The 25,371-nt window shown below is 44.3% G+C and carries 21 protein-coding genes; 20 read left to right on the forward strand and 1 reads right to left on the reverse strand.

The window, feature by feature from the left end:
* The first annotated feature begins 26 nt into the window (after positions 1–26).
* From KJS52_RS10560 to abnB, 3 genes are read left to right on the forward strand one after another with little or no spacing between them, the layout of a single operon-like run.
* Complete coding sequence (locus KJS52_RS10560) at positions 27–878, forward strand: carbohydrate ABC transporter permease (RefSeq protein WP_213514767.1); 852 nt, start codon at positions 27–29, stop codon at positions 876–878.
* Between the two features lie 4 nt (positions 879–882).
* A complete protein-coding gene (locus KJS52_RS10565; protein ID WP_213514769.1) occupies positions 883–1,863 on the forward strand; it encodes a carbohydrate ABC transporter permease in 981 nt (326 codons plus the stop codon).
* A gap of 17 nt (positions 1,864–1,880) precedes the next feature.
* Positions 1,881–3,446, forward strand: a complete 1,566-nt coding sequence (gene abnB, locus KJS52_RS10570) for an arabinan endo-1,5-alpha-L-arabinosidase AbnB (RefSeq protein ID WP_281425582.1) — start codon at positions 1,881–1,883, stop codon at positions 3,444–3,446.
* Positions 3,447–3,593: 147 nt separating this feature from the next.
* Here the strand turns inward: abnB and KJS52_RS10575 are convergent, their stop codons facing one another.
* Complete coding sequence (locus KJS52_RS10575) at positions 3,594–4,454, reverse strand: Rpn family recombination-promoting nuclease/putative transposase (protein ID WP_213514771.1); 861 nt, start codon at positions 4,452–4,454, stop codon at positions 3,594–3,596.
* A 109-nt stretch (positions 4,455–4,563) separates the two neighbouring features.
* Between KJS52_RS10575 and KJS52_RS10580 the strand changes: the two genes are divergently transcribed.
* From KJS52_RS10580 to KJS52_RS10660, 17 genes are all read left to right on the forward strand, one after another.
* A complete protein-coding gene (locus tag KJS52_RS10580) occupies positions 4,564–5,604 on the forward strand; it encodes a Gfo/Idh/MocA family protein (protein ID WP_213514773.1) in 1,041 nt (346 codons plus the stop codon).
* Between the two features lie 465 nt (positions 5,605–6,069).
* Positions 6,070–7,512, forward strand: a complete 1,443-nt coding sequence (locus tag KJS52_RS10585; RefSeq protein ID WP_213514775.1) for a serine hydrolase — start codon at positions 6,070–6,072, stop codon at positions 7,510–7,512.
* 23 nt (positions 7,513–7,535) lie between these two features.
* Complete coding sequence (locus tag KJS52_RS10590) at positions 7,536–8,087, forward strand: helix-turn-helix domain-containing protein (protein ID WP_213514777.1); 552 nt, start codon at positions 7,536–7,538, stop codon at positions 8,085–8,087.
* 75 nt (positions 8,088–8,162) lie between these two features.
* Complete coding sequence (locus tag KJS52_RS10595; RefSeq protein ID WP_281425588.1) at positions 8,163–8,738, forward strand: helix-turn-helix domain-containing protein; 576 nt, start codon at positions 8,163–8,165, stop codon at positions 8,736–8,738.
* Positions 8,735–9,802, forward strand: a complete 1,068-nt coding sequence (locus tag KJS52_RS10600; protein WP_213514780.1) for a mandelate racemase/muconate lactonizing enzyme family protein — start codon at positions 8,735–8,737, stop codon at positions 9,800–9,802. The genes KJS52_RS10595 and KJS52_RS10600 overlap by 4 nt, the downstream gene beginning before the upstream one ends.
* Before the next feature lie 149 nt (positions 9,803–9,951).
* Positions 9,952–10,584, forward strand: a complete 633-nt coding sequence (locus KJS52_RS10605) for an FMN-dependent NADH-azoreductase (protein WP_213514783.1) — start codon at positions 9,952–9,954, stop codon at positions 10,582–10,584.
* A 206-nt stretch (positions 10,585–10,790) separates the two neighbouring features.
* Positions 10,791–13,844, forward strand: a complete 3,054-nt coding sequence (locus KJS52_RS10610) for a hybrid sensor histidine kinase/response regulator (protein ID WP_213514785.1) — start codon at positions 10,791–10,793, stop codon at positions 13,842–13,844.
* A 159-nt stretch (positions 13,845–14,003) separates the two neighbouring features.
* Complete coding sequence (trhO, locus tag KJS52_RS10615) at positions 14,004–14,975, forward strand: oxygen-dependent tRNA uridine(34) hydroxylase TrhO (protein ID WP_213514787.1); 972 nt, start codon at positions 14,004–14,006, stop codon at positions 14,973–14,975.
* Positions 14,976–15,275: 300 nt separating this feature from the next.
* Positions 15,276–16,031 carry a tyrosine-protein phosphatase gene (locus KJS52_RS10620; RefSeq protein WP_213514789.1) on the forward strand — a complete coding sequence of 252 codons (756 nt, stop codon included), beginning with the start codon at positions 15,276–15,278 and terminating at the stop codon, positions 16,029–16,031.
* A gap of 25 nt (positions 16,032–16,056) precedes the next feature.
* Positions 16,057–17,085, forward strand: coding sequence for a stalk domain-containing protein (locus KJS52_RS10625; RefSeq protein ID WP_213514791.1), 1,029 nt, complete (start codon positions 16,057–16,059; stop codon positions 17,083–17,085).
* A gap of 36 nt (positions 17,086–17,121) precedes the next feature.
* A complete protein-coding gene (locus tag KJS52_RS10630; RefSeq protein ID WP_213514793.1) occupies positions 17,122–19,506 on the forward strand; it encodes an S-layer homology domain-containing protein in 2,385 nt (794 codons plus the stop codon).
* A gap of 118 nt (positions 19,507–19,624) precedes the next feature.
* Positions 19,625–20,374, forward strand: a complete 750-nt coding sequence (locus KJS52_RS10635; RefSeq protein ID WP_213514795.1) for a YveK family protein — start codon at positions 19,625–19,627, stop codon at positions 20,372–20,374.
* Complete coding sequence (locus KJS52_RS10640; protein ID WP_213514797.1) at positions 20,355–21,053, forward strand: CpsD/CapB family tyrosine-protein kinase; 699 nt, start codon at positions 20,355–20,357, stop codon at positions 21,051–21,053. The genes KJS52_RS10635 and KJS52_RS10640 overlap by 20 nt, the downstream gene beginning before the upstream one ends.
* 22 nt (positions 21,054–21,075) lie before the next feature.
* Entirely contained in the window at positions 21,076–22,929 is a 1,854-nt protein-coding gene (locus KJS52_RS10645; RefSeq protein WP_213514799.1) for a polysaccharide biosynthesis protein, read from the forward strand.
* 59 nt (positions 22,930–22,988) lie between these two features.
* Positions 22,989–24,107, forward strand: coding sequence for a DegT/DnrJ/EryC1/StrS family aminotransferase (locus KJS52_RS10650; protein WP_246563410.1), 1,119 nt, complete (start codon positions 22,989–22,991; stop codon positions 24,105–24,107).
* Positions 24,108–24,746 (forward strand): sugar transferase, encoded by a 639-nt coding sequence (locus KJS52_RS10655; protein ID WP_281425583.1) that lies wholly within the window; start codon positions 24,108–24,110, stop codon positions 24,744–24,746. It begins immediately after the preceding gene.
* Positions 24,743–25,366 carry an acetyltransferase gene (locus KJS52_RS10660; RefSeq protein ID WP_213514803.1) on the forward strand — a complete coding sequence of 208 codons (624 nt, stop codon included), beginning with the start codon at positions 24,743–24,745 and terminating at the stop codon, positions 25,364–25,366. Before KJS52_RS10655 ends, KJS52_RS10660 begins: the two co-directional genes overlap by 4 nt.
* Positions 25,367–25,371: the final 5 nt, after the last annotated feature.

Below are 25,371 nucleotides of genomic sequence, written 5' to 3' on the forward strand. Positions count from 1 at the left end.
GAAGCAGCATGAAGTTTAAAATGAATATGAGAATGAGACATATACTTGAAGGCTATTCCTTCATCAGTCTTTGGATTGTTGGGTTTTTAGCGTTTATGGCCGTCCCGCTAGGGCGCTCCATCTATTATTCCTTTCAAAACCTGTCGCCCAGCAAATCGGGTCTGATTGCTGATTATGTAGGAACGCAGCATTTCCGTGCGGCGTTTACGGTTGACGTTCAGTTTCTACCGCTGCTGCAGAGTACATTTACGAATATGCTGACGCATGTGCCGCTTGTATTGATTTTCTCAATGGCGAGCGCGCTGCTGCTTAATCGCAGTTTTCGCGGGCGAATGGTTTTCCGCGGCATCTTCTTTTTGCCGGTCATTATCGCTTCCGGCTCGACCTTGAAGAAGCTGATGGAGCAAGGGGCAGCGAATTTGCCAATCTTTATGGACTATGACCTATATAGTACGCTGCGGCTGTTTATTCCGAGCGACCTGCTTATGAACCTGCTGGAATATGCCGATGCCTTGACGATCGTCATGTGGGATGCGGGCGTACAGACCTTGATTTTCCTTGCAGGCTTGCAGACGATTTCACCAGCTTTATATGAAGCTGCGAAATGTGACGGCGCGACCAAATGGGAAAGCTTCTGGAAAATTACATTTCCGATGATTATGCCTATGATTCTAGTAAATACGCTGTTTACGATGGTCAGCTCGTTTACACGTGCAGACAACGGCGTAATGGATTATATTAATCAACGGGTATTTGCAGACAATGATTACGGATATGCTTCGGCGCTAGGCTGGATTTACTTTGTACTGATCTTTATTATGATCGGCATCGTATTCCTTCTGTTTAGAAGAAGCTTATCCTCGATGGAAGGCAGGTAACAATATGGCGAATCCGCAAGCAATTGTAGACAAATTAAAGATGAGCGATAAGATTGATCCTGCTGTGAAGTTTTACACCATCAAAAAGAGCAAAAATTTCGTAGGCAATGCGTTCTACTATTTTGTATTGCTCAGTCTGGCGTTCATCTTCTTGTATCCATTGCTCTATATGGTATCAAAATCACTGATGCAAACCTGGGATGTAGCGGATGCAACGGTACGCTGGATTCCGCATGAGCTGAACTTTCACAATTATCGAGTGGCATTCACTGAAATGAAGTATTGGCAGGGCTTCTCGAATAGTATGATCATTTCGTTTGGCAGTGCGCTGCTGCAAATTGTATCATGCTCGATGATTGGCTATGGCTTTGCCCGCTATCGCTTTCCGCTGTATGGGGTATGGTTCGTGCTATTGATCTTTACATTTCTTGTACCGCCGCAAACGATCGTCGTACCGCTGTACATGTTTTTCAGCGATCTTGGCTGGATCAACACACATTTGCCATTTATTGTGCCGGCGGCTTTCGGACATGGCTTGCAAGGCGCATTGTTTATCCTGATCTTTATCCAGTTTTATCGTCGCATGCCTGCCGTACTGGAGGAAGCGGCGCGTATTGACGGCGCAGGAGCTTTCCGCACCTACTGGCAAATTATGTTCCCGCTTGGGCGGCCAGCGATGATTACCGTATTTCTATTCTCGGTCGTATGGCACTGGAATGACAACTTCCAGCCGAGCCTTTATTTGCGCCTTCCGCCATTTTACAATCTGGCGCAGCGCATGAACGGCTTCTACGGTAAAGCAACGATGACGGCGGAGCAAATGAGCTCCAGTGTATCCTCGGGTGCAATCGGGATGGCGCCAACCGTATTGAATCAGATGATGGCCGGAGTCGTGCTGTCTGTTATTCCGATTCTGATTCTGTATCTGTTCGTACAGCGCTATTTTGTAGAAAGCGTTGAGCGTGCAGGTATTGCCGGCGAATAAAGTTTGTAGGAGGAGCAATGAAAAAAACTTGGATCTATGCTGTAAGCTTTGCTGCAGCCGTAATGCTTGTTGCGGCTTGCAGCAAGGACGCGACGCCAGTTCCGTCGCCAGAGCCGCAAGAGCAGCAAGCTGAAATGAACGAGCAGCAGGATGATCAGCAAGATGAGGAGCAGGCTGCAACGCCTGCTCCAACAGAGCAAATAATAGAAGAGGGTACGCCTGTGTTTAGCAACGCTTCCGTGCATGATCCTTCGGTGATTTATGCAGATGGTATGTTTTATGTTTACGGCTCGCATTTGGCGGCTGCCAAAAGTCCCGATTTAATGAATTGGACGCTGATTGGCTCAGGTGTTGTTGACGGCAATCCACTTATTCCAAATGTGAAGGAAGAAATGGCCGAAGCGCTGGAATGGGGGCAAACTGAAACATTTTGGGCCGGGGACGTCATCCAGCTGGCAGACGGAAAATATTATTTCTATTATAGTGTGTGCAAGGGAGATTCACCGCGCGCAGCGATTGGCTTGGCTGTAGCGGATTCTCCTGAAGGACCGTTTCAAGATTTGGGTATGTTTTTGAAGTCGGGAATGTGGGGACAGAAGAGCGAGGACGGAACAATATATGATGCGACTGTCCATCCTAACGCGATTGACCCGCATGTATTTTTTGATAAAGAAGGCCTGTTGTGGATGGTATACGGCTCTTATTCAGGCGGTATTTTCATCATGGAGCTAGATCCGAAAACCGGACTTCCATTGCCGGATCAGGGCTATGGCAAAAAGCTGCTTGGCAAAAACCATGTGCGGATTGAAGGGCCATATATTCAATATAGCCCGGAGACGGATTACTACTATTTATTCTTGTCCTTCGGCGGGTTAGATGCCAACGGAGGCTATAATCTACGAGTTGCCCGCTCAAAAACGCCGGACGGACCATATGTGGATTCGATGGGCAATGATTTAATAGATGCACAAGGGGCAGCGGGAACATTTTTTGATGATCGTGCAATCGAGCCTTACGGCGTCAAGCTCGTCGGCAACTTCCTGTTTCGGCGCGAGGCTGGTGAAAGCGGAGGTGGCGTAGGCGCGGGATATATTTCTCCAGGACACAACTCCACCTACTACGACGAGGAAAGCGGCAAATACTTCAACATTTTCCATACACGCTTCCCGTATCGCGGTGAGGAGCATGAAATTCGCGTACATCAAATGTTTTTGAATGAGGATGGCTGGTTTGTGATGGCGCCTCATCGCTATTCAGGTGAAACGATAGGATCGTATACAGCAGAAGAAGTTGCAGGCTCTTATAAGCTAATCAACCATGGCCGAGACATTTCAGCAGAAGTGAAAAATTCGGTAGTCGTTGAGCTGGCAGCCGATGGCAGCATTACAGGCGCGCTATCAGGAAGCTGGGAGCTTGGCGGAGAGCATAATGCATCCTTGACGATTGATGGAGTCGTATATCATGGTGTGTTTCTACGCCAATACGATGAGCTGACCAAGCAGGATGTTATGACCTTCTCAGTTGTATCTGAAGCGGAAGGTACTGCCTTGTGGGGGAGTGCAGTAACGGTTAAAGCAGAATAGCGTGGAGCACAGATGTTGCTGCTCCGGCAATTGGCCCAGCCGATTTTGCGGCGGCGCAAAAAATCGCCCAGTCCTTGCGTAGTGCGCGCAAGGGCTGGGCGATTGCAATGCAATAGATAGTGGGGAGCATAAGCTAAGTCGGCCGGTTTATTGCTTCGCGATATTGTTCGAGGCGAGTGCTGAAACTTCCTCTTTAGAAAGCCCGCTTGCTTTTGCGATGGCATCAACATCGAGCCCCATTTCAAGCAAGTTTTTGGCAATTTCAATTGCTTTTTTATGCTCGCCTTCCGCCATGCCTTTTTCTGTGGCCCATTCGATCATAGAGGCTTCGTCATGCAAATACTTTTGACGCTCCTCATATAAGCGACGCGCTTCACGATCTTGGCTTAAAAATTCGAGAGTATCCATCGCTTTTTTCAAAGTAGGTTCGTTCATCTTGAGCACCTCCCAATTCGATTTGTCGGCTCCTTTCAGGAAAAGTAACCAGTTAATTAACCCTCCGTCTAGCGGAATGTGTTGATCATCCAGCTTAGTTAACTCCATAAAATGGACTTCGATATCATCACAAAGCTCCAATCCTGTATGATCCTCTCTAAGGTGAAATACATTGTGGTAGCGATTATTTTTAATAAAAGAATAATTCAGAATATTAATCGTGACACATTTTTTTAATTCCTTATAAGTCTGCCCTTCTTGAAGTTGACTGGAATAGCGTTTACTCCAGTAATATAGTGTCCGTTTCTCTATATCGTATTTATTGAAAAGCTGCATCTCGATGTTAATTAGTTTACCCTCAATCGTTTTTGCCCAAATATCAAAAATAGATTGTTTATCTAGGGGAGTGTCCTTCTCGGTATATGGGTTGAGTAATACAATTTCTGTCAGAGGCGGTTCGTTAGACTCGGTAAATGTTCGATTTAAGAATGCAAGCAACACATCTTTATTTTCCTCGCTGCCAAAGATTCGTTTGAAAACAAAATCATTTCGAGGATCGAGCAAATCTGACATCTTATACATCAACTCCGTTTCTTTTTATTATACCATTATTTTGTGATATGCTAAGCTAAGAAACAAGCTTATGGCAGGTACATTTGAACAAGATTTAGGAGGTTTCTTCATGCTAAGAGTTGGGATTATTGGGACTGGCGGGATTTATCGCTATGCGCATTTGGAAGGTTGGAAGGCGGCTGAGGCTGATGGCGTTCAAGTAGTCGCTGTATGTGATGCGAATGCCGAGCTGGCGAGGGCGGCGGAGCAGGATTTTCCTGGAGCCAGTGTATATACCGATTATAAAGAGCTTATTGCTCGGGATGATATCGATATCGTTAGTATTACAACGCCAAACAAGTTTCATTCGATTATTGCGATTGATGCCCTGAAGCAAGGCAAGCATGTATTTTGCGAAAAGCCGGATGCGATTAATCCGGAGGAAGCGCAGAAAATGGCGGACATCGCTAGTGAAAGCGGCAAAGTGCTAATGGTAATGCGCAATAATCGCTTTACGGCGGCAGCCCAGCATGTCAAGCAGCTTATGGAGCAAGGCTTCTTTGGCGAGCTATATGCAGGACGCTGCGGCTGGGTGCGTACGCGCGGCATTCCAGGGCGCGGCGGCTGGTTTACAACGAAGGAGCTGTCTGGCGGCGGCCCGCTCATCGATCTTGGCGTGCATATGATTGACCTGGCGATGTGGCTGAATGACAACCCAGTTCCAACTACAGTCAGCGGATCAACCTATCGCAAATTCGCTGATCGCCCGGATGCAGACGGTCAAGTGCCGAGCGGAACATTCGACGTTGAGGATATGGCGATGGGCTTTATTCGTTTTACTAATGGAGCTGCACTGCAAATTGAATTCAGCTGGGCGTCCAATGTTGAGCGTGAGCAGAAATTTATTGAATGGCGCGGTACGGAAGCGGGCTTCTCGATCATTAACGATGAGCTGACGCTGTATGTGGAGCGAGATGGTCAGGTGGTAGCTGAGAAGCCGGAGCTGCCGCAAGGAGGTCAACCGCAGCATGTGCAAAATATTATTCACTTTATTAAATGTGTAAAGGGTGAGCAATCGCCAACGATTACACCTGAGGATGGCGTGCATATGATTCAAATTTTGGATGCGATCTATCGCTCGTCTCAGCAGGGCAGTGAAATCAAGCTGTAAACGAACTATTGATCTTCTCAATATAGATAGATGGCCCAGCCTAAGCTAAAGGCTTAGCTCTCCCGAAAGGCGTTTGGACGTGTTGCTGCAATCATTTGTGCAAACGATTGTCAAAACTCTTTCCGCTATGCTCGGGAGAGCTGGGTCCTATTAACTGTAACAGCATTTTGTTAGCTTATTAACACCAATCAAATTTTTGCTTCCATTATATATGCCGCTTTATACTCCTCTGTATATTACTCTTTTTACTCGTTATTTTCCTCAGCCTCTTGCCAACTTCAATCCGTTTTTCCATTCAGTTCACTCTAATCAAGTTCGCTCTAATCGAATTCACTTGCTGATGTAAACTATAGAATAAAAATGATCATTTTTATATTGACAATTACATTCAGAGCTTTAAAATGATAAACATAAAAATAGTCTGAAAATTGAGCAATTTAAATGATTATTAACAGGAGGTATGTAATGAACAACAGTATTTTGAGTGGTCTGGACGAGTTAATTGAGAAAGCGATGTCTGAATTGAATGTCCCCGGCGCCCAGGTAGCGATCGTTAAGGATGGAGAGGTTATTCATTCCGCGTCATACGGCTATGCAAATCTGCAAGCGCAAGTTCCGATGACCAAGGAGCATATTTTGCCTATCGGGTCCTCCAGCAAATCATTTACAGCGGCGGCTATTGCCTTGCTGGCGAGTGAAGGAAAGCTGAAGCTGGACGCGCCAATTCGTACCTATATCCCCGAATTTGAGCTTTCTGACCCCGTCGCAACAGCCCAAGCGACTCCTCGTGATTTGCTTTGTCATCGCACAGGCCTGCCACGACATGAGCTGATGTGGTATAAATGGGATGATATGAAGCGGGAGGATCTTGTGCTGAATCGCCTGCGTCATCTCAAAAATAATTTGCCATTCAGAAGCGGCTTCCAGTATTCCAACCAAATGTATGCGGCGCTTGGCTACCTTATTGAAAGAGTGAGCGGGCAAACATGGGAGCGATTTGTAGAGGAGCGTTTGTTTGCGCCGCTAGGCATCAACGAGTACAGCTTCTCAATTCCATACCCGGATGCAAGCGGCAAATATGCTCGTCTGTATACACCGGATGCAAGCGGCGTCAATCAGGAAAATGAGCCGCTCGTAATCGACGCAATGGGACCTGCCGGTTCGATTAATACAACGGCCGATCAGCTTGCCAAATGGATTGCGTTTCAAATGAATGGCGGGAAAGCAGGAGAAGATTCGCTCATTGACGCAGCACTGTTCAACGAGCTTCACAAGCCTAATCTTCCTTATCAAATTTTACCGTTTGACTTCCCGGAGCGCGTCACAGCAGGCTATGCGCTAGGCTGGACGGTCGATTACTTCCGCGGCCATAAAGTAGTCGATCACGGTGGAAATGTGAGCGGCGGCTCAGCGCTCATATCTTTTATGCCTGGGCATAATATTGGCTGTGCGATTTTGACCAACGCCAACAGCAATCTGTTTGGCACGGCTTTATCAATGGAAATTTATGATCGTTATCTAGGGCATCAAGGCGAGAAAAACTGGTTTACCTCCTATCAGGATGGGATGAATGCGCTGCTCGCTGCGATGAAAGGGCAGCAGAGCGCCATTTACGAGACAAAGATCGAAGGCAAGCCGCACAGTCATGCATTGGATGAATACGTAGGCGACTATGTGCATCCCGGCTACGGAGAAATTGAAATTACGCTGAAGGACGATCGGCTTCATATGAAGTATCATCATAATGCGATGGAGGTTGCGCATCTCCATTATGATATCTTTACCTTTGAGCTGCTGGGTGGGGCGCAGCCTCTATCTTTTGCTACTGGAATAGATGGCAAAATTGCTTCGCTTTCCATCCCGTTTGAGCCGACTGTGGAGCCAATACAGTTTACAAGACAAAATTAAATGAACGAAAAAGGACATAGAGTATGCTGGGAGAAATATTGCGCGACGCGAGAAAAAATAAAAAATTGACACTAGCCGAGCTGGCGGGCAGGGTTGGCGTTACAACCGGCTATTTATCCAACCTGGAAAATAATCGTCAGGAGCCATCAATTTCGGTATTAAGAGGCTTGTCAGAACAGCTCGACATTCCTGCGACGATGTTGTTTGCGGAAGTGACAGAGGAAGATGTGATGGTGTTCCGTAAAGGGAAGCGACCACAAATTCAATTTGTTAATTTGGATTACGAGTCCGAGGTCTTAACGCCTTTGGCATGGAGAAGCACTGAGCCGCCAGAGATCGATGTCATTCGGTTGGAAATCCCGCCGCAAGGGCAAATTTCCACAAAGGATTTGACGACAGATTCAGACGAATGCATTTATGTAGTAGAAGGCGAGCTTGAGCTGCGCTGCGGCAATGAAACGATTCGGATTAATAAAGGCGGAAGTGTGTTTATTCCAAGGAAATCTGGTCATTATTTTCATAATGCTGGACAAGCAACCGCTATTATATTATGGGCTGCCAAATCCGGCAAGTAGAAGAAGGCATTCAGGTAGTTAGGAGGTTCCATTATTCATAAGAAGGAGATTTCATTTAAGCTTAAGGGCGAAAAGATTAGAGAGCTGCGGCAGGCAAAAGGGCTGTCTTCAACAGTGCTCGCTGACTTGGTAGGGGTAACGCCCGCTTATATATCGCAAATCGAGCGCAATTTGGCTGAGCCGTCGCTTTCTGTGCTTAGACAATTGGCGAATATTTTAAATGTTGAGCTGCTGTTTTTATTGGAATATGAAGCACCGCTCGATATTTTGGTTACGACGGAAGAGGAGACGACAGCAAGAAGCTTTCAGCAGGCAAATGCAAAATACCGCTTAATGACGCCATCACGTCTAAAGGATGGCAGCAAACCGGATATGTCCGTTATTCTCGTTCGTCTTGAAGCGCAGCAAGCCGATTATGATGAGATGGTCTCGCATGATTTTGAAGAATTTTGCTATGTGCTGGAAGGATGCATCGAGTACAGGACGGACAAGCGAACGTACTATTTATCTGAAGGAGACAGCATCTACCTTAAGAAAAATGTGCCGCACTTGGTTTATAATCCTGGCGAGCGAGAAGCGAAGCTGTTTGCTGTGCTGGGCAACATCCATCCTCATCTGCAGGCGAATGAGAATGGAGGAGAACGAGCATGAAAATTCGAGCGATTGAAGCGAAGAAGCTGAAGCTCGAGCTGCAGCAGCCTATCGTCATTGCGATAGGAACAATTGACTATTGCGAAACGGTGCTGGTAAAAATCGAAACAGATGAAGGGATCGTAGGCTACGGTGAAGGAATTGGAGTTCCTTTCGTAACGGGAGAGTCGGTTGATATGATTCTTCATGCGATCAAGCTGCTAAGCGCCGAGCTGATCGGCTTGAATCCATTTGCAATTGAGCTTGTGCACCGTAAAATGGATCGGGCACTGGTTAACAATGCCTCGGCCAAGGCGGCGATTGACATTGCGCTTTACGATATTATGAGCAAATTCTCCCAAGTTCCGCTCCATCAATTGCTTGGTGGTACAATTAGTCAAATCGAAACAGATCGAACAATTGGCATCGGGACTCCAGATGCGATGGCTCAGGAAGCAGTAAGCTATGTACAGCAAGGCTTTCGCTTTATTAAGGTGAAGGCAGGGCTTAATCCAGATGATGACATTGAAGCGATCAAGCAGATTAGAGAGCGGATTGGTGGGGCGATTCATTTAAAGGTGGACGCCAATCAAGGCTGGTCTGTCGGTGATGCGCTTCGCGTTATGAAAAGCATGGCGCAGTATGGAGTAGACGTTGTGGAGCAGCCGCTTCCTTATTGGGACCTAGATGGACTGAGCTACCTTCGCTCCAGGTCGTCAGTGAAAATAATGGCCGACGAAAGCTGCTTTACCCCGCAGGATGCGATGAAACTCGTTAAAAAAGACGCGGTCGATCTGATCAACATTAAATTAATGAAATGCGGCGGACTATATAAAGCGCTGCAAATTAATGCGATTGCCGAAGCAAACGGAAACCAATGCATGATCGGCTGCATGATGGAAAGTCGAATCGGGATTTCAGCCGCTGCCGCATTAGTCGCAGCCAGATCGAATATCGTGTATGGCGATCTGGACAGCTTTCTGTATTTAAAGGAAGATGGCAGAATTCAGGGCGGCATTACAAGTGAAGGCCCGTTAATTACGTTGTCCGAGCGGTATGGCTTGGGGATTGAGGTAGAATTTTAACCTTATAAAGGAAGTTCAAAATAGGCTGTCAAAAATATGTAACTTTATTTTGTATAGTAGCTATTTATTTTTATGGGCGAACGCGTTATAATAAAAAGGCATCTAACAAAAATAGAGATAAAGTTCAAACATAAAGGAGAATGAGAGACATGAAAGTTCTATTGGTAAAAGCTAACAACCGCCCGGCTTCTGATGCGGTATCTTCAAAAATGTATGAAGCATTCGCTGCTAATCTAAAAGGAGTTGAAGTTTCTACTTTTGACGTATTTGCAGAGGATATGCCGTATTTCGGTCAAGACTTCTTCGACGCTTTCGGCAGAGCGCAAGCTGGCACTCTAACTGACGAGGACAAACGTCTTCTTGCAGCAAAACAAAAAGCTATGGATGCTCTTTCTGCTGCTGACGTTGTTGTATTTGCATTCCCGCTTTGGAACCTGACTATTCCAGCGGCGCTTCAAACCTTCATTGACTACGTATATCAAGCAGGCTATTCCTTCAAATACAATGAGCAAGGTCAGCTAGTTCCACTTCTAACAAGCAAAAAAGCGATCTTCCTGAATGCTCGCGGTGGTGTTTATTCTTCTCCAGAAGCTGCTCCAATGGAAATGTCGCTTAATTATATGCGCAACGTAGTTGGCGGCGTGTTCGGTATGGAAGTGATCGATGAGGTTGTCATCGAAGGTCATAATGCGGCTCCTGCTCAAGCAGAAGCAATTATCGCTGAAGGTCTTGAAAAAGTTAAAGCTGCGGCTGAAAAGCTTTCTCTTGTTGCTGCTCAATAATCGCAGCTACAGACGAACTTCATATTGATTCATAATCAATTACATGCAAAGGCATTTATTCCCTTGTTTCAAGGCGAGTAAATGCCTTTTCGTCGTTTTTCTATGGACAAAATACGTGGATTGTCGGTAAGCTTAGTAATAATTGTTTATAAATTTGAAAAAATACATATGTTAGAGCGTTTAAGTACGATACGAGGAGCGCGCGGATGAAGAAATTTTTATCGTTCATTATAATAATCGGTTTGCTGTTATTTACGATACTTATCCTTATTGCACATCCGTTTCAATCTGTGGATTCTCCTCAGGCGATAAAAGGCGAGATCGAGCTTGCAGAGTGGAGCTTTAATGAGAAAGGTCCAATCAAGCTTAAAGGAGAGTGGGAGCTGTACGAAGGCCAGCTGCTGACCCCTGCTGATTTTCAAAAGCAAGAAGCTGGCTCAACGACGCAAGTGCCGCAAATGACGGGGTATTTGGACCCTACAGCTACTCGCAGCCTGCAGCAGTGGCTAGCCTCCTCTAATGATGAAGCGATCGGCTCGCGTACATACCGCCTGCATATTTCACTTGAAGGGCTGACAGAGAAAGCATTGGCGCTTAAGCTTTCGAATATTCGGCACAGCAGTGTGCTTTATATTAATGGCGAGCAATTCGGTGGACATGGTGTTGTTTCGCAGGACGAGGAGCAGTACGAGCCGGGCAACAAAGGATACGATGTGTATTTTGAGCCGCATGCCAGCGAGCTGGAAATCATCCTGCAGGTATCCAACTATACGCAGTATGGCTTTGCCTACCATTACTCAATCTGGCTGGGGCAAGCCAATCAAATTGCCAGCCAGACTGCCTTCGGAATTGCGATCGAGCTGTGCGGCGCTGCCTTTTGCTTCATTATAATGCTTTATCATCTCTATATTGCAGTCTACACAAGATCGTTAAGCTCGCTTTACTTTGCGTTATTATTTGGCTTTACGTCACTGCTGTTTTTATGCGGCGGCGAGGTCAACCTTGTCAGATTTGTCGAGCAGATTCCGTATGAGCTGCTAATCAAGCTGATTTGGCTAGGCCGAATCGGGACGCGCATTATGCTGCAGCTTTATTTGGTGCATGAAGTAAAAGGGCTGCTGTCTGCGAAATTTCATAAGCTGACGATGATCAGCTATTGGATAAGTCTTGCCTTCATCTTGTTCACAGAAAGCAGCATCCATTCAAAATTTACCGAATACATTTCGCTATATTATCTCGTCATTATGCTATATATGCTGTGGCGACTGCTGCGGATATGGCGGAAGCATCAGTTTCAGCTTAATCAGAACTCGGTGCTGCTTTACATGATTATTCTTGTATGCTGGACGGTTTCTTATTCCAATAATTTGTTATACAATTTTGGCTTTGTGTCGAATAAGTCGATCGGCTCAATTGCGATTTCGCTTTTTGTTGTCGCGAGTCAATTGGTGCTCGCTTTCCGCTATATTCGCAATGTGAACCGCATGAAGCGGCTCGATCAGGTCAAGGAGGACTTTTTCGTCAATACAGCCTATTACCTGCGAGCGCCGCTGGACAGCATGATGAATCTGACAGGTCAAATGCTGCAGCGCGAGCAGAAGAAAGAGCAGTGGCTGGAGTCGGATGCGTACAGACAAGCCAAAATTATAAATGGGCTCGCTCAGCGCATGCTTCAGCAGGTGAGCGGTGTTATCGATCTTACCTTGCTAAAGCATGATGAATTGAAGCTGCGCATCGAACCGATTTCGCTGCGTTCCAGTCTGGAGCGGGCGATTGATGCAGTTACGGTATTGGGCGGAGAGCAGGGCGTACAGGCCAAGCTGAATGTCGATTCCGGCTTGATCGTGCTTGGCGACGAGGAGCGGGTCAGACAGGTGCTGTATACGCTGATACGTCAAGCAGCCAATCGAGCGGGCGCAACTCAGGTGCAGATTGAGGCAAAATTGGCTAAGCGTCAGCTGATCATTCATATTCAGGATGATGGACAGCCGTTGTCCAGCGTCAAGCAAGCACGCTTGTTTGATCCGAGTTTTATGGATGATACGGATATAGGCTTCAACCTGTTTATGACACGTGAAATCATACAGGCGATGGGCGGCAAGCTCGAGGTAGTGCAGCCTGGCGCAGGCAATCACAATTGCTTTGAGCTCAGCTTGTCTGGCTATCGCACGCAGGAGCAGCATGAGGTGAACGAGCAGTTAATCGAGCTCCGCGCCGAGCAGCTGATGCCAGCCTGGAGCGAGCTTGGCCAGCATAAGGAGCAGCAGCGCACCATTCTTATTGTTGAGGATCAATATTACAACATTCAAACGCTGCTGACGATGCTGCAGGACGAGTCGTTCAATTTGCTGTATGCATATTCCGGGGAAGAAGCACTGCATATGCTGCAATCGTATCGTGTCGATCTAGTACTTCTGGATATAGGACTACAGGAGCAATCCGGCATCAAGGTTTGTCGAGAAATCCGCAATCAATTTACGATCATTGAGCTGCCTGTTATTTTAATGAGTGTTGGCATGGCCGAGGAGCTGGAGCAAGGCTTTGCCGCGGGGGCTAATGATTATATTCGCAAGCCGTTTGTCAAGCACGAAGTCATTGCTCGTGTAAAAAGCCAGCTTGCGATTCAAAGCTCAATGGAGCTGGCGCTGCAAAATGAGCTCGCTTTTTTACAAACGCAAATCGAGCCGCATTTCGTCTACAATGCGATCAATACTGTCATTTCGCTCTGTCATATTGATCCGCCCAAAGCGGCGCAGGTGCTGACTGATTTTAGCCAATATTTGCGGCTCGTATTTGATATAGAGTCAAGCTTGAACGAGGTGCCGCTTCGCAGAGAGCTGGAGCTGGTCGAGGTGTATGTCAATATCGAGCGGGCACGCTTTGGCGATAAATACAAGCTGGAGCTGAATGTGCCTAAGCATTTGCTCGATGTTATGGTTCCAAGCTTTTGCATCCAGCCTTTAGTTGAAAATGCTATCAAGCATGGACTATACCGCAAGCCGGAAGGCGGGACGATTACTGTTGCGGCGAGCGCCGACAAAGGAATACTCACTCTGGTCGTCTCTGATGACGGAGTCGGCATGTCGGAGCAAAAGCTGCAGCAGCTGCTTGATCAGCAGTTCAGCAGCGGTGTTGGCTTCGGCAATGTGCAGAAGCGGATACGTCATTTCCGGGACTCTTCCTTTGCCGTAAAAAGCGAGCTGGATGTCGGCACATCGGTTGCGATAAGCTTTGCCGCAGCGGCCAGTGCTGAAAATTAGCTGCCCAACCAATTTATGAACATTGCATTCTGTGGATGAAGTCCGTTATAATTTATAGGTGCGATTCAACATTTTGCTATGCAGCATTGCACTTGACCGAATGTGAATCACTCTATCAGGTTATATCCTGGAAATATACATGATAGGTGGAAAAAGAAAATGGAATATCGAATTTTATTGTATTATCACTACACGACTATTGCGGACCCTGCCGAGTTCGCCAAGCAGCATCTGGCGTTTTGCAAGTCGCTGGAGCTGAAAGGGCGCATCCTTGTCGCAGAGGAAGGCATTAACGGTACGGTTTCCGGAACTGTCGAGCAAACGAACGCTTATATGGAAGCGATGAAGGCAGATCCATTGTTCGAGGGCATCGTATTCAAAATTGATGAGTCTGAACACCATGCGTTCAAAAAAATGCATGTTCGTCCAAGACCAGAGCTTGTTAATTTGAGCCTTGAGGATGATATTAATCCGCGCGAGCTGACAGGACGATATGTCGAACCAGCGGAATTTTACGAGCAAATGCAGCAAGAGGATACGATTGTAATTGATGCACGCAATACGTATGAATATGACGTTGGTCATTTTGAAGGGGCCATTCGTCCTGATATAGAATCATTCCGCGAGCTGCCGCAGTGGATTAGAGAAAATCGTGAGCAGCTTGAAGGCAAACGGATTTTGACCTACTGTACTGGCGGCATTCGCTGCGAGAAATTTTCTGGCTGGCTGGTGCGAGAGGGCTTTGAGGATGTTGGGCAATTGCACGGCGGGATTGTAAGCTACGGCAAGGACCCGGTAGCGAAAGGACAGCTATGGAAGGGGCAATGCTATGTATTTGATGAGCGCCTGGTCGTTCCGATCAATCAGGTTAATCCAACTATTGTCGGCAAGGATCATTTTACCGGCGAGCCTTGCGAACGCTACATCAACTGCGCCAACCCGGAATGCAACAAGCAAATTTTAAGCTCTGAAGAAAATGAGCATAAGCATTTGGGTGGCTGTACGCCAGAATGCAGCGCGCATCCGCGCAATATGTATGTCGCAAAGCATGGGCTAAGCGAGGTTGAAGTTGCAGACAGATTGAAGGCGCTTCAGGATGAAGCTTCTGCTTACAATTCGTTACAAATTTAATACATCAATGTGAGGCCAATGATGGACAAAACAGCGCATAGAGGGTATATTTGGAAAAGAGGTACATTGACCTATATGCATACTGCCAATCATTGGCTTTATAATTTATAGAAATGGCGCAACTTTACTATTTCATTATGCGTATATATAGTTGATAATGGGTTTGTGACAAATTGTAAAAAATATGATAGCACAGCTTATTTTTTACAGAGTGTTTCTATAAATCTGGTTTCAAGTATGCTAGAATAGAGTAGGAATTCTTTGGAAGCTGTACGTTTTACAGATTGAGAGGGTAGAACATTGATTGATATACATACGCATATACTGCCCGGGATTGACGATGGAGCGGGCTCGCTTGAAGAAGCGCTGGAGCTTGCAGAGCAAGCGGTACGCAACGGAATTCGCACCGTAGTGGCTACGCCCCATCATTATGCAAGAGGTTACTATTCCGACGCCGAGCAAATTAAACTGGACACGAGCAAGCTGAATGATGAGCTGTATAAGCGCAATATTCCGCTTGAAGTGCTGACTGGTCAAGAGGTTCGCGTCTATGATAGATTGCTAGAGGATTTGGAGGCTGGGCAACTAGCTACAATTGCTTCCAGTCCCTATTTGCTTGTAGAATTTCCGTCTTCTAATGTTCCAAGCCAGGTTGATGAGTTGTTCCATGAGCTGAGATTGCTGGATGTTACGCCAATCATCGCTCATCCTGAACGCAACCGCGAGCTGGCGGACAATCATGATTTGCTGGAGCAGCTCGTTGAAGCAGGTGCGCTTGCTCAGCTGACCAGCTCCTCTGTATGTGGAACGATGGGACGAAAGCTGCAAAAGCTATCGCTTGAGATGTGCAAGAGGGGACTTGTCCACTTCGTCGCATCTGATGCCCACCATGCCAAAACTCGCCCGTTCGACCTTGCACAAGGCTACGAAGCGATTGGCAAGCATTTGGGTCAAGCGTTTGTTGATTACTATCAGCTCAATGCCGAGCGGGTTATTGGAGGTCATTCTATTCATAGAGAGATCCCGGCCGCAAAGCGGAGATTTATATTCTGGTAGAATACATAAAAAAGGAGGCGTATTCGTGAAAGCGAACAGATTAGGCATCAAAGCGATTCTATTAACAGTTGTATGCGCGCTTATTATTGGGATTGGGGCATCGCCAGCTAATGCAGTTGGAAAGCAGCAGCATGTCGTCGTATCCAAGGCTGATTTCCACTTTATTGTAGACGGTAAAGTTTATCACGCGCCGAAAGACACACAAGGCTTTCTTTACAACAACCGCACTTATGTGCCGATTCGCTTTGCCAGCTACTTGCTAGAAAATTGGGTCGTATGGGATCAGAAGACATCTACTGTATCAGTTACGGTGCCAGATGATAACCAGCTTAAGCAGCTACAAAGCTACAAAAAACAATATTTGATGCCAAATGTCGATACTAGCAAGCCGGCTTCTGCTTACAAAAAGGAGAACATCTATGCATTAGTAGATGCAGCGGGCTATAACTTCTTTGGGAAAGAGCAATCAATTCCTAAGGATGTTACGACATTCCTGCATAAAGGAACATTGTATGTTCCACTGCGTTACTTTGCAGAATTGATTCAGCATGAAATTTCGTACGACTCTGCTACGAAAAGCATCATTATGAACTCGCGTGGCGGTTCAGACACAGGCAATAACGGCAACAACAATAACGGCAATAACGGCGGATCGACAACTAATCCTGACAATGGTACAGGCGGAACGACTGCTCCTGGCGGCGGCAACGGAGGAACTACTAATCCGGGCACTCCAGGCGAAGTAGATAAGCCAACTAGAGCAGAATTGGTTTCAGCTGCAAAAGCTCAGCTTAGCCGTATGGAAACAAGACTTACGACACTTGCTTTCTCCTTGTACGAGAAGTACGAAGCAGCAACTACTGCGGAAGAAAAGCAGAAATATATCGACGAAGGTTTTGCGCTTATGGGCCAAACCGATGCTGATGTTCAAGCCGTTATTGATCAGTTGAATAAAGACTTGGCGAAATACGATTACGAAATTGGTAATGATGGAGCCGAGTTTTTAGAAACATATAAGGCTAAAAAAGAAGCTGCGTTAGCCAAATTTCTTTAATATTTTATTATTGATTTGAAAAAAGGAGAGAATGAAATGAAGAAAAAAGCGTTATTAACATCCGCTGTTGCACTAGTAACAGCGAGCGCGATGGCATTTTCGCCAGTATCCTATAAGGTGATTGACAAAGCTTATGCGGCAAGCCCTGAAGTGGTAGAAGCTGCAGATAAGCTGGCAGCTGTATTTGAGCAGTTGAACAGCGATGAATTATTGCATGTTCCTTATGATGCAGCAGTAGCACAATTCAACACAGATGCTGCTGGTTTGTTCAACATCCAAAACAACCTGCCTAATCTTTATCAAGCTTTGGATAGCGGTGACTACGATGTAGCTGCTGTTCAACAAAGCCTGGTTGAATTGGTTCAACAATTGGCTAAAGATTACAGCTCTAAATCTGCTAATCTTGGTGATATTAGCGATGATCTAAGAACTAAATTCAATGCATTCAAGCAAGCGATTGCTCCTGAATCAGAATTGAATCTTACTGATCTAGCTAAGTTGCTGGATGAGCTTGAAACTAAGCTTCTTGCTGAAATTGCTGAGCTTGACTTCTCTAAAATTACCGATGCAAACTTTGCTAATGAATTGCTTAATAGCTTGCTAGAGATTGCAGAAGCTGAATGGGCTGAGCCATCTAATGGTTTTGTTGAAGTACTACAAGGTCTATATGGAGAAGGTAATGATGGATTCGAAGCTTTGAAAGCGGATTTCGAAACTTTCAAAGACAACAATAAAGCTACACTTAACACTGATACTTACAAAAAAGGTGCTGCAGCACTAGCGCTTAGCTATGCAAAATACTACCTTGCGCAAGAAGGTAATCAACCGCTACAATCTTACTATTATGGCAGTAGTGTGACACTTCAACCTGACTTCTTCGGAGTTAGCGGCTTACCTTTGTCTGCTCTTAAGTGGTCTGCAAGCAATACTAGCAACAATGCTGATATCGACTTTGTAGATGGTTACCTTGTTCTAAATCCAGGCTCTTATGGTCAAGTTACAGTTTCTGCAACTATTAAAGAAATCACCAAAATTCCTTTGACTGCGGCATTTGAAGGTGTTCAATTGTTCAGTCAAACAGTTTCAGTAGGCGCAACTCCTCCTACTAGCGGTGGCGGTGTAATTGTATCTGATCTAACACTAGTTAGCGACTATCAAGCAAAAGCAGATGCTCTTGCTGGTAAAGTTGCGGACTTCCTGAAAGCTAACCCGGATCTATACAACAACACATTGAAGCTGAATCTGACTCAATTGTTTGAAGAAACATTGCGTCAAGCATTGCTTGTTCAAGCAGCTGGTGCAGTAACAGTGAACAATGGCGTATCAACTTTAAATGTTACTCCTGCTCAAATGGGCAACATTTACAATAATCAATTGGACTATGTTCTAAATGCATCTAAAAAAGCGTTGGAAGACAACAAGCTTACATTGAAACCAGCTCCAGCTCTAATTTACAACATTGGCGTAACTGCTAATGGTGAATTCAACTTGAGCAAGGATCTAATTGATTCTCTAACTTCTAAAGGCATTGCAGTTACTGGCTTGAAATCCGGTGATGCTGTAGTCGAAGTAGTGCTTGATCAGCTTAAAGGCGCAAGCAAGCTAGTAATCAAAAAAGCTGAGTCTAAAGTTACTGGTGCAAAATCCGATACGTACACGCTAGCTGTAACGGATGCAGACGGTAAAGAAGTTGTTGGATTCGAAAAAGCACACCGTGTAACGCTTCCAGTTAACGGCAGCTCCAATGTAACGGTTGCTAAAGTAGCAGGCGACAGCCTGACTTATGTTGGCGGCCAATATGACGCTGCTACTCGCACAATTACATTCTATACCAATGAGCTTGGTGACTTCGTAGTTGTTGAGAACAGCGCTTCCTTCAATGACATCGCTAACCTTAACTGGGCAAAAGATAAAATCCAGCTTCTAGCTGACAAAGGTCTATTGCTAGGTAAAGGCAATGGCAAATTTGATCCTAACGGCAACGTAACACGTGCTGAGTTTACAACTATGCTTGTTCGCGCATTCAACTTGAATGCTTCTACTGAGCTAACATTCAACGATGTAAGCGAAAATGCATGGTATCATGATGCGATTTCTGCAGCTAAAGCTTACGGTATCGTAAACGGACGCAGCGCTTCTGTATTCGATCCTAATGCGAAAATTACTCGTGAAGAAATGGCTTCTATGGCTGCAAATGCACTTAAAGCAGTTCTGGAATTCGAAAATCCTTCAAATGTTGAAGAGCTACTAAGCAAATTTGTTGATGGTGACAAGGTTGTAGCTGTACATCGCACAAATGTTGCTATGCTGAAAAACGAAGCCATCATTCAAGGTAAAGGCAAAAATAACTACGATCCAAAAGGCACTGCAACACGCGCTGAGGCTGCCGTTGTTCTTGCTTCTCTTGTTGACCTAAGATAATTGATTTGTATAGCAAGCTAGTTTGAGGTGTAAGAGTTTTTATCCCATAAGCAGTAGGGGTAAAGACTCTTACTGCTTGCTAGCCCGAGGATTATGCTTATGGGGGTACAAATATTCCATGGAACTAGAGCTTAAAGACTACTTCAGAATTGTAATGAAAAGAATAAAGCTAATTCTATGGTTAGTTGTTGTAGCAGCAATAATAACGGCTATCTTTAGTTATTGGTTTATGAAGCCAGTCTATGAATCATCAACGAAACTAATCGTCAATAATTCGCAGGATATGACTCGAGCGCTTGATATTAACAGCGTAAATCTCGATATTCGACTCGTAGACACGTATAAGCAAATTATTAAAACAGCGGCAATAACCGATAAAGTAGCAGAACAAAACCCTCAACTTGGATTAACCGGAGAGCAAATCAATAGTATGATATCTGTCTCTTCTGTTAGCAACACGCAGGTGTTGACCATTTCCGCGAGGAACAGCGACTATCCGACCACAGTAGCAGTAGTAAATGAAGTAGCAAAAGTGTTTGTAGAAGAAATACCTAATATTATGACAGTTAATAATGTCAGCATTTTAAATGAGGCAAAGCAGGTTGAAAATCCATCGCCAGTTGCGCCGAATCCGATTATGAACATTGCATTAAGTATTATTGTTGCATTATTACTTGGTATAGGACTGGCATTATTGCTTGAATATCTTGATGATACAATTAAAGATGAGCAGGATGTCTTGCAGTATGTTGATTTGCCTGTGTTAATGAGCATACCTAGTGTCACCGAAGAAGATCTTAAAATAGGCAAGCAATCAGCAGCAAAAGTAAGAACGGAGGTAGGTCGCAATGTCACAGTCTCTAAATAATCAAGAAAGACATATTATCTCCGTTACTAACCCGAAATCGCCGATTAGCGAAGCCTATCGCACACTTCGTACCAATATTAGCTTTTCCGCAGTTGATGAAGATTTGGATATTATTATGGTTACATCGGCTGGACCAGGCGAAGGCAAGTCTACTACAGTTGCCAACCTGGCAGCAACCTTTGCGCAAAGCGATAAGCGTACTTTATTAATCGAGCTGGATCTTCGCAAACCGACCGTTCATAAAACGTTCAAGCTTTCCAACCGTCTAGGTATGAGCCATGTTTTAACAAAGCAAGCGACACTTGATGAAGTGATTCAAGATACAGCTATTCCTAATTTAAGCGCAATTACAGCTGGTATGATCCCGCCTAATCCTTCTGAGCTGTTAGGCTCCAAAGCATTAGGAATAATACTTAAGCAGCTAAAGGAGCAGTTTGAGCAGATCATTATCGATACACCTCCAGTACTCGCCTTAACAGATGCACAGCTTATCTCAACGCATTGCGATGGAGTAGTGCTTGTGGCCGAGTCTGGCAAAGTAAAACGCAGCGCTTTGCTTGATGCCAAGGAAAGGCTGCAAATTGTAAAAGCGAGAATCATCGGCGTTGTTATTAATAATGCCAAAAGAAAAGCAAAGGATAATTACTACTATTATTATTATGGTCAAGAAGACAAGTAGTAATCGGTAAGGGGAGGCTAGCATGAGTAAAGTACGGAAACATATGATTCTGCTCATGGTTATAGACTGCGTGATCATTGCTGCATGTGTTGCACTATCATTTATTCTCCATGCGAATGGTAACTTGAATGAGATAGCTCTTCCTGACGCATTGATGTTTGGAGTGTTCAGTCTTGTATTCAGCTTCATAACCTTTTATATGGTTTCGCTATATAAGCGGGTATGGCAGTTTGCCAGTGTCGGAGAGATGCTTCTTATATTTAAATCGGTCACCATAAGCTTGGCATTAGCGTATCTGTTGACGTTTGTCTGGCCTGGCATTTATGTTCCTGTAGCAGTGGCATTAAACAGCTATTTGCTTATTCTTCTCGGCACTGGCGGTTCACGCTTTGCGGTAAGGCTGGTAAAGGACCACTTTATAAAGCAGGACTTAAGCGGCTTTAAGAAAACGTTAATTATTGGTGCAGGCCAATGCGGTGTGATTGTAGCTCGTGAGCTGAAATCTAATGTGAATTCCAACTTGCTAGCGGTTGGTTTTATCGATGATGATCCGCTTAAATTGCATCAAAATGTAGTAGGACTTCCCGTACTGGGTAATCGTTCCCATATACAAGAGGTTGTACTACAGTATAAAATTACAGAAATTATTATTGCGTTGCCTTCTGTGTCGCGTAGAGAAGTTTCAGAGATTATCTCTATATGCAAGCGAACCAATGCTAATCTAAAAATCATACCGCATATTAATGATTTACTGGAAGGCAAGGTCACGATGAAGTCGCTGCGCAATGTAGAGGTAGAGGATTTACTAGGTCGAGAGCCTGTTGTACTGGAAAGCGATGGAATTAAAGATTATATCGAAGGCAAGGTTGTACTTGTAACTGGCGCAGGTGGATCAATTGGCTCAGAGCTTTGCCGTCAGCTTGTCAACTTTAAGCCAAGTAAGTTGCTATTACTTGGACATGGTGAAAACAGCATCTATCAAATTCATCGTGAATTGGCTCCAACAGGAATTAAGCTTATTCCGATCATTGCAGATATACAGGATCGCGCTCGTATGGAGGACGTGTTCCGCAAATTTAGACCACAGGTGGTATTTCATGCTGCGGCTCATAAGCATGTGCCTTTGATGGAAGAAAACCCTTCTGAGGCGATCAAAAACAATGTGTTCGGTACGCGCAATGTAGCAGATCTTGCAGATCGTTTTACCGCTGAAAAATTTGTGCTTGTATCTACTGATAAAGCAGTAAACCCTACCAGCATTATGGGGACAACGAAACGAATTGCCGAGATGTATATACAATGCTTGGCAAAGCAATCCAAAACAAGCTTTAGTGCTGTACGCTTTGGTAATGTGCTAGGCAGTCGTGGCAGTGTCATTCCATTATTCAAGGAGCAAATTGCCAAGGGAGGCCCTGTAACAGTAACACATCCAGAGATGATTCGTTATTTTATGACAATTCCTGAGGCTTCACGTCTTGTCTTGCAGGCTGGTGCATACGCTACTGGTGGAGAAATCTTTATTCTTGATATGGGCGAGCCGGTACGCATTGCGGATCTTGCACATGACTTAATAAAGCTATCTGGTCTTGAACCGAACGTAGATATTATGATCGAATTTACGGGAATTCGTACAGGAGAAAAACTGTATGAAGAGCTGCTTCTAAATGAAGAAGGCATGACCGATACGAAGCATGATCGGATATTTATTGGCAAACCAACAAATTTGGATCGGGAAGATATAGAGCTGGAGCTTCGCCGCTTGGAGCGTATACTTGGTCAAGACAAAGAAATGATACAAGAAGTGCTGTCACGCATTGTCCCTACCTATAGTAACGGCAAGCGTGAAACGAATAAAGTACTTGTACCGAGTATTTAACAGGGGAGGAGTGGGGAGTGTCTCTGCTTCTCCTATCTTAGTTTATGGAGGAACGAACAATGACTCAACCTGCGCGCATATTTTTATCATCACCGCATATGAGCGAAGAAGGCTATGAACAACATTTTGTGAAAGAAGCATTTGATACAAATTGGATTGCCCCTTTAGGAATGAATGTAAATGAGTTTGAAAAAGAATTCGCACAAAAAGTACATATTAGATCAGCAGCAGCATTGTCATCGGGGACTGCAGCAATACACTTGGCATTGAAAGCTGCAGGAGTAGGATCAGGAGATATTGTGTTTTGTCAGTCGTTAACATTTTCAGCTACTGCAAATCCAATTATTTATCAAGATGCTATTCCTGTTTTTATAGATAGCGATTATAGTACCTGGAATATGAGTCCTGAAGCACTGGAAGAAGCTTTTAAAAAATATCCTGAAGTAAAAGCCGTTATAGTTGTCCACTTGTATGGATTATCCGCCGATATTGATCGCATTAAGGAGTTATGTGATTACTATAATGTTCCTTTGATTGAAGATGCGGCTGAGTCTTTAGGGACTTATTACAAGGATAAGCAAACAGGTACTTTCGGAGATTATGGGATTTTTTCGTTTAATGGAAATAAAATCATTACTACATCTGGCGGCGGCATGCTAGTTTCTAATAACGAGGAAATGATTGCAAAGGCTAGATTTTGGGCGACGCAGTCTAGAGAGCCAGAACGACATTATGAGCATAAGGAACTTGGCTTTAATTATCGCATGAGCAATGTTGTAGCAGGCATAGGCCGTGGTCAATTGAAAGTTTTGGATGAAAGGGTTAGACAAAAAACAGCGATATATCAGCATTATGTTAACGAATTAGCGGATTTAGACGGAATTACCTTCATGCCTGAGAATGCATGGAATCGTGCTAACTATTGGTTGAGCAGTATATTACTAAAGGGAAAAATTAAGCCACTAAATGTAATACTGGCTTTAGAAAAAGAAAACATCGAATCTAGACCTGTATGGAAGCCTATGCACTTACAGCCCTTTTTTAATAAATATGATTTTGTTGGTACTACAGTTGCAGAAGAATTATTTGCGCAAGGCATTTGTTTACCCTCTGACACGAAAATGACCGAGGAAGATCTGGAACGAGTAACAAATCTGATAAAAGGATTGTGGATGTAGTTGAGAAAAATAGGATTCTATGAACGATATATTAAGAGACCACAAGATTTTATACTGGCATTAATTTCTTTGATCATTTTGAGTCCAATAATAGTTATCGTAGCATTGCTTGTTCGCTTCAAATTGGGTTCACCTATTATTTTTAAACAGAAAAGACCTGGGTTAAACGATAGAATTTTTGAAATGTATAAGTTTAGAACAATGACAGATGAAAAAGATAGTACAGGAAAGCTTCTACCAGATGACATTAGATTAACTAAATTCGGGAAATTGTTGCGATCAACTTCGCTAGACGAATTACCTGAGCTGTTTAATATTCTTAAAGGCAACATGTCATTTGTAGGACCTAGACCTTTACTCGTTCAATATCTTTCCTTATATGACGAGCGCCAAAAGAGACGTCATGAAGTAAGACCAGGATTATCTGGCTTGGCTCAGGTAAATGGTCGCAATACAATTAGCTGGGAAGAGAAATTTGAGCTGGATATCCAGTACGTTGACTCTGTTAGTTTCTTTAGAGATTGGAAAATTATATTTTTAACTATTAAAAAAGTGTTTATTCGAGAAGGTATTAATTCTAATACGGCAGCTACAATGGAGCCTTTTAAAGGTGTCAAAAAGGAAAGTATAGGTCTATGAAAAATAAACTGATTATAATTGGCGCTGGTGGTCATGGTAAGGTAGTAGCAGACATTGCGATAAAGATGAATGCATGGGACAATATATATTTTCTAGATGATAATAGATCAATACAATCAACTCTCGGAGTTGAAATTATTGGAGAGTTAGCAGAGTGGAAGAATTATTATCATAACCATGACATATTTGTTGCATTAGGGAATAATTTTGCCAGAAAAACAATTATTGAACGACTCGAAAAAGAGGGCGCAAGTATCCCGGTATTAGTTCATCCCTCTGCGATTGTAAATGAAATGGTTGAGATTAAGCATGGGACTGTAGTTATGGCAGGAGCAGTAATTAATTGTTATACTCGAATAGGGAAAGGATGTATTATAAACACTAGTTCTTCGATTGATCATGATAATTATATTGGTAATTTTGTGCACGTATCACCTGGGGTTAATATTGCAGGAAATGTTAAAATTGGTGACCTTTCTTGGATAGGTATTGGGAGTTCTTTAGTTAATAATATTGAATTAACAAAAGAATGTACAGTTGGAGCAGGCGCTGTGGTAATAAGATCTCTCCGAACACCAGGTACTTATGTGGGAGTACCAGCTGAAAGAATTGAGATTTGAAGAAA

It is taken from the genome of Paenibacillus montaniterrae, from assembly GCF_018403185.1.
Classification (GTDB): Bacteria; Bacillota; Bacilli; order Paenibacillales; family Paenibacillaceae; genus Pristimantibacillus; species Pristimantibacillus montaniterrae.

Coding starts and splice junctions, on each gene's coding strand:
- KJS52_RS10560 (WP_213514767.1), top strand. CDS start 27: ATGAGAATGAGACATATACTTGAAGGCTATTCCTTCATCAGTCTTTGG.
- KJS52_RS10565 (WP_213514769.1), top strand. CDS start 883: ATGGCGAATCCGCAAGCAATTGTAGACAAATTAAAGATGAGCGATAAG.
- abnB (WP_281425582.1), top strand. CDS start 1,881: ATGAAAAAAACTTGGATCTATGCTGTAAGCTTTGCTGCAGCCGTAATG.
- KJS52_RS10575 (WP_213514771.1), bottom strand. CDS start 4,454: ATGTCAGATTTGCTCGATCCTCGAAATGATTTTGTTTTCAAACGAATC.
- KJS52_RS10580 (WP_213514773.1), top strand. CDS start 4,564: ATGCTAAGAGTTGGGATTATTGGGACTGGCGGGATTTATCGCTATGCG.
- KJS52_RS10585 (WP_213514775.1), top strand. CDS start 6,070: ATGAACAACAGTATTTTGAGTGGTCTGGACGAGTTAATTGAGAAAGCG.
- KJS52_RS10590 (WP_213514777.1), top strand. CDS start 7,536: ATGCTGGGAGAAATATTGCGCGACGCGAGAAAAAATAAAAAATTGACA.
- KJS52_RS10600 (WP_213514780.1), top strand. CDS start 8,735: ATGAAAATTCGAGCGATTGAAGCGAAGAAGCTGAAGCTCGAGCTGCAG.
- KJS52_RS10605 (WP_213514783.1), top strand. CDS start 9,952: ATGAAAGTTCTATTGGTAAAAGCTAACAACCGCCCGGCTTCTGATGCG.
- KJS52_RS10610 (WP_213514785.1), top strand. CDS start 10,791: ATGAAGAAATTTTTATCGTTCATTATAATAATCGGTTTGCTGTTATTT.
- trhO (WP_213514787.1), top strand. CDS start 14,004: ATGGAATATCGAATTTTATTGTATTATCACTACACGACTATTGCGGAC.
- KJS52_RS10630 (WP_213514793.1), top strand. CDS start 17,122: ATGAAGAAAAAAGCGTTATTAACATCCGCTGTTGCACTAGTAACAGCG.
- KJS52_RS10635 (WP_213514795.1), top strand. CDS start 19,625: ATGGAACTAGAGCTTAAAGACTACTTCAGAATTGTAATGAAAAGAATA.
- KJS52_RS10640 (WP_213514797.1), top strand. CDS start 20,355: ATGTCACAGTCTCTAAATAATCAAGAAAGACATATTATCTCCGTTACT.
- KJS52_RS10645 (WP_213514799.1), top strand. CDS start 21,076: ATGAGTAAAGTACGGAAACATATGATTCTGCTCATGGTTATAGACTGC.
- KJS52_RS10650 (WP_246563410.1), top strand. CDS start 22,989: ATGACTCAACCTGCGCGCATATTTTTATCATCACCGCATATGAGCGAA.
- KJS52_RS10660 (WP_213514803.1), top strand. CDS start 24,743: ATGAAAAATAAACTGATTATAATTGGCGCTGGTGGTCATGGTAAGGTA.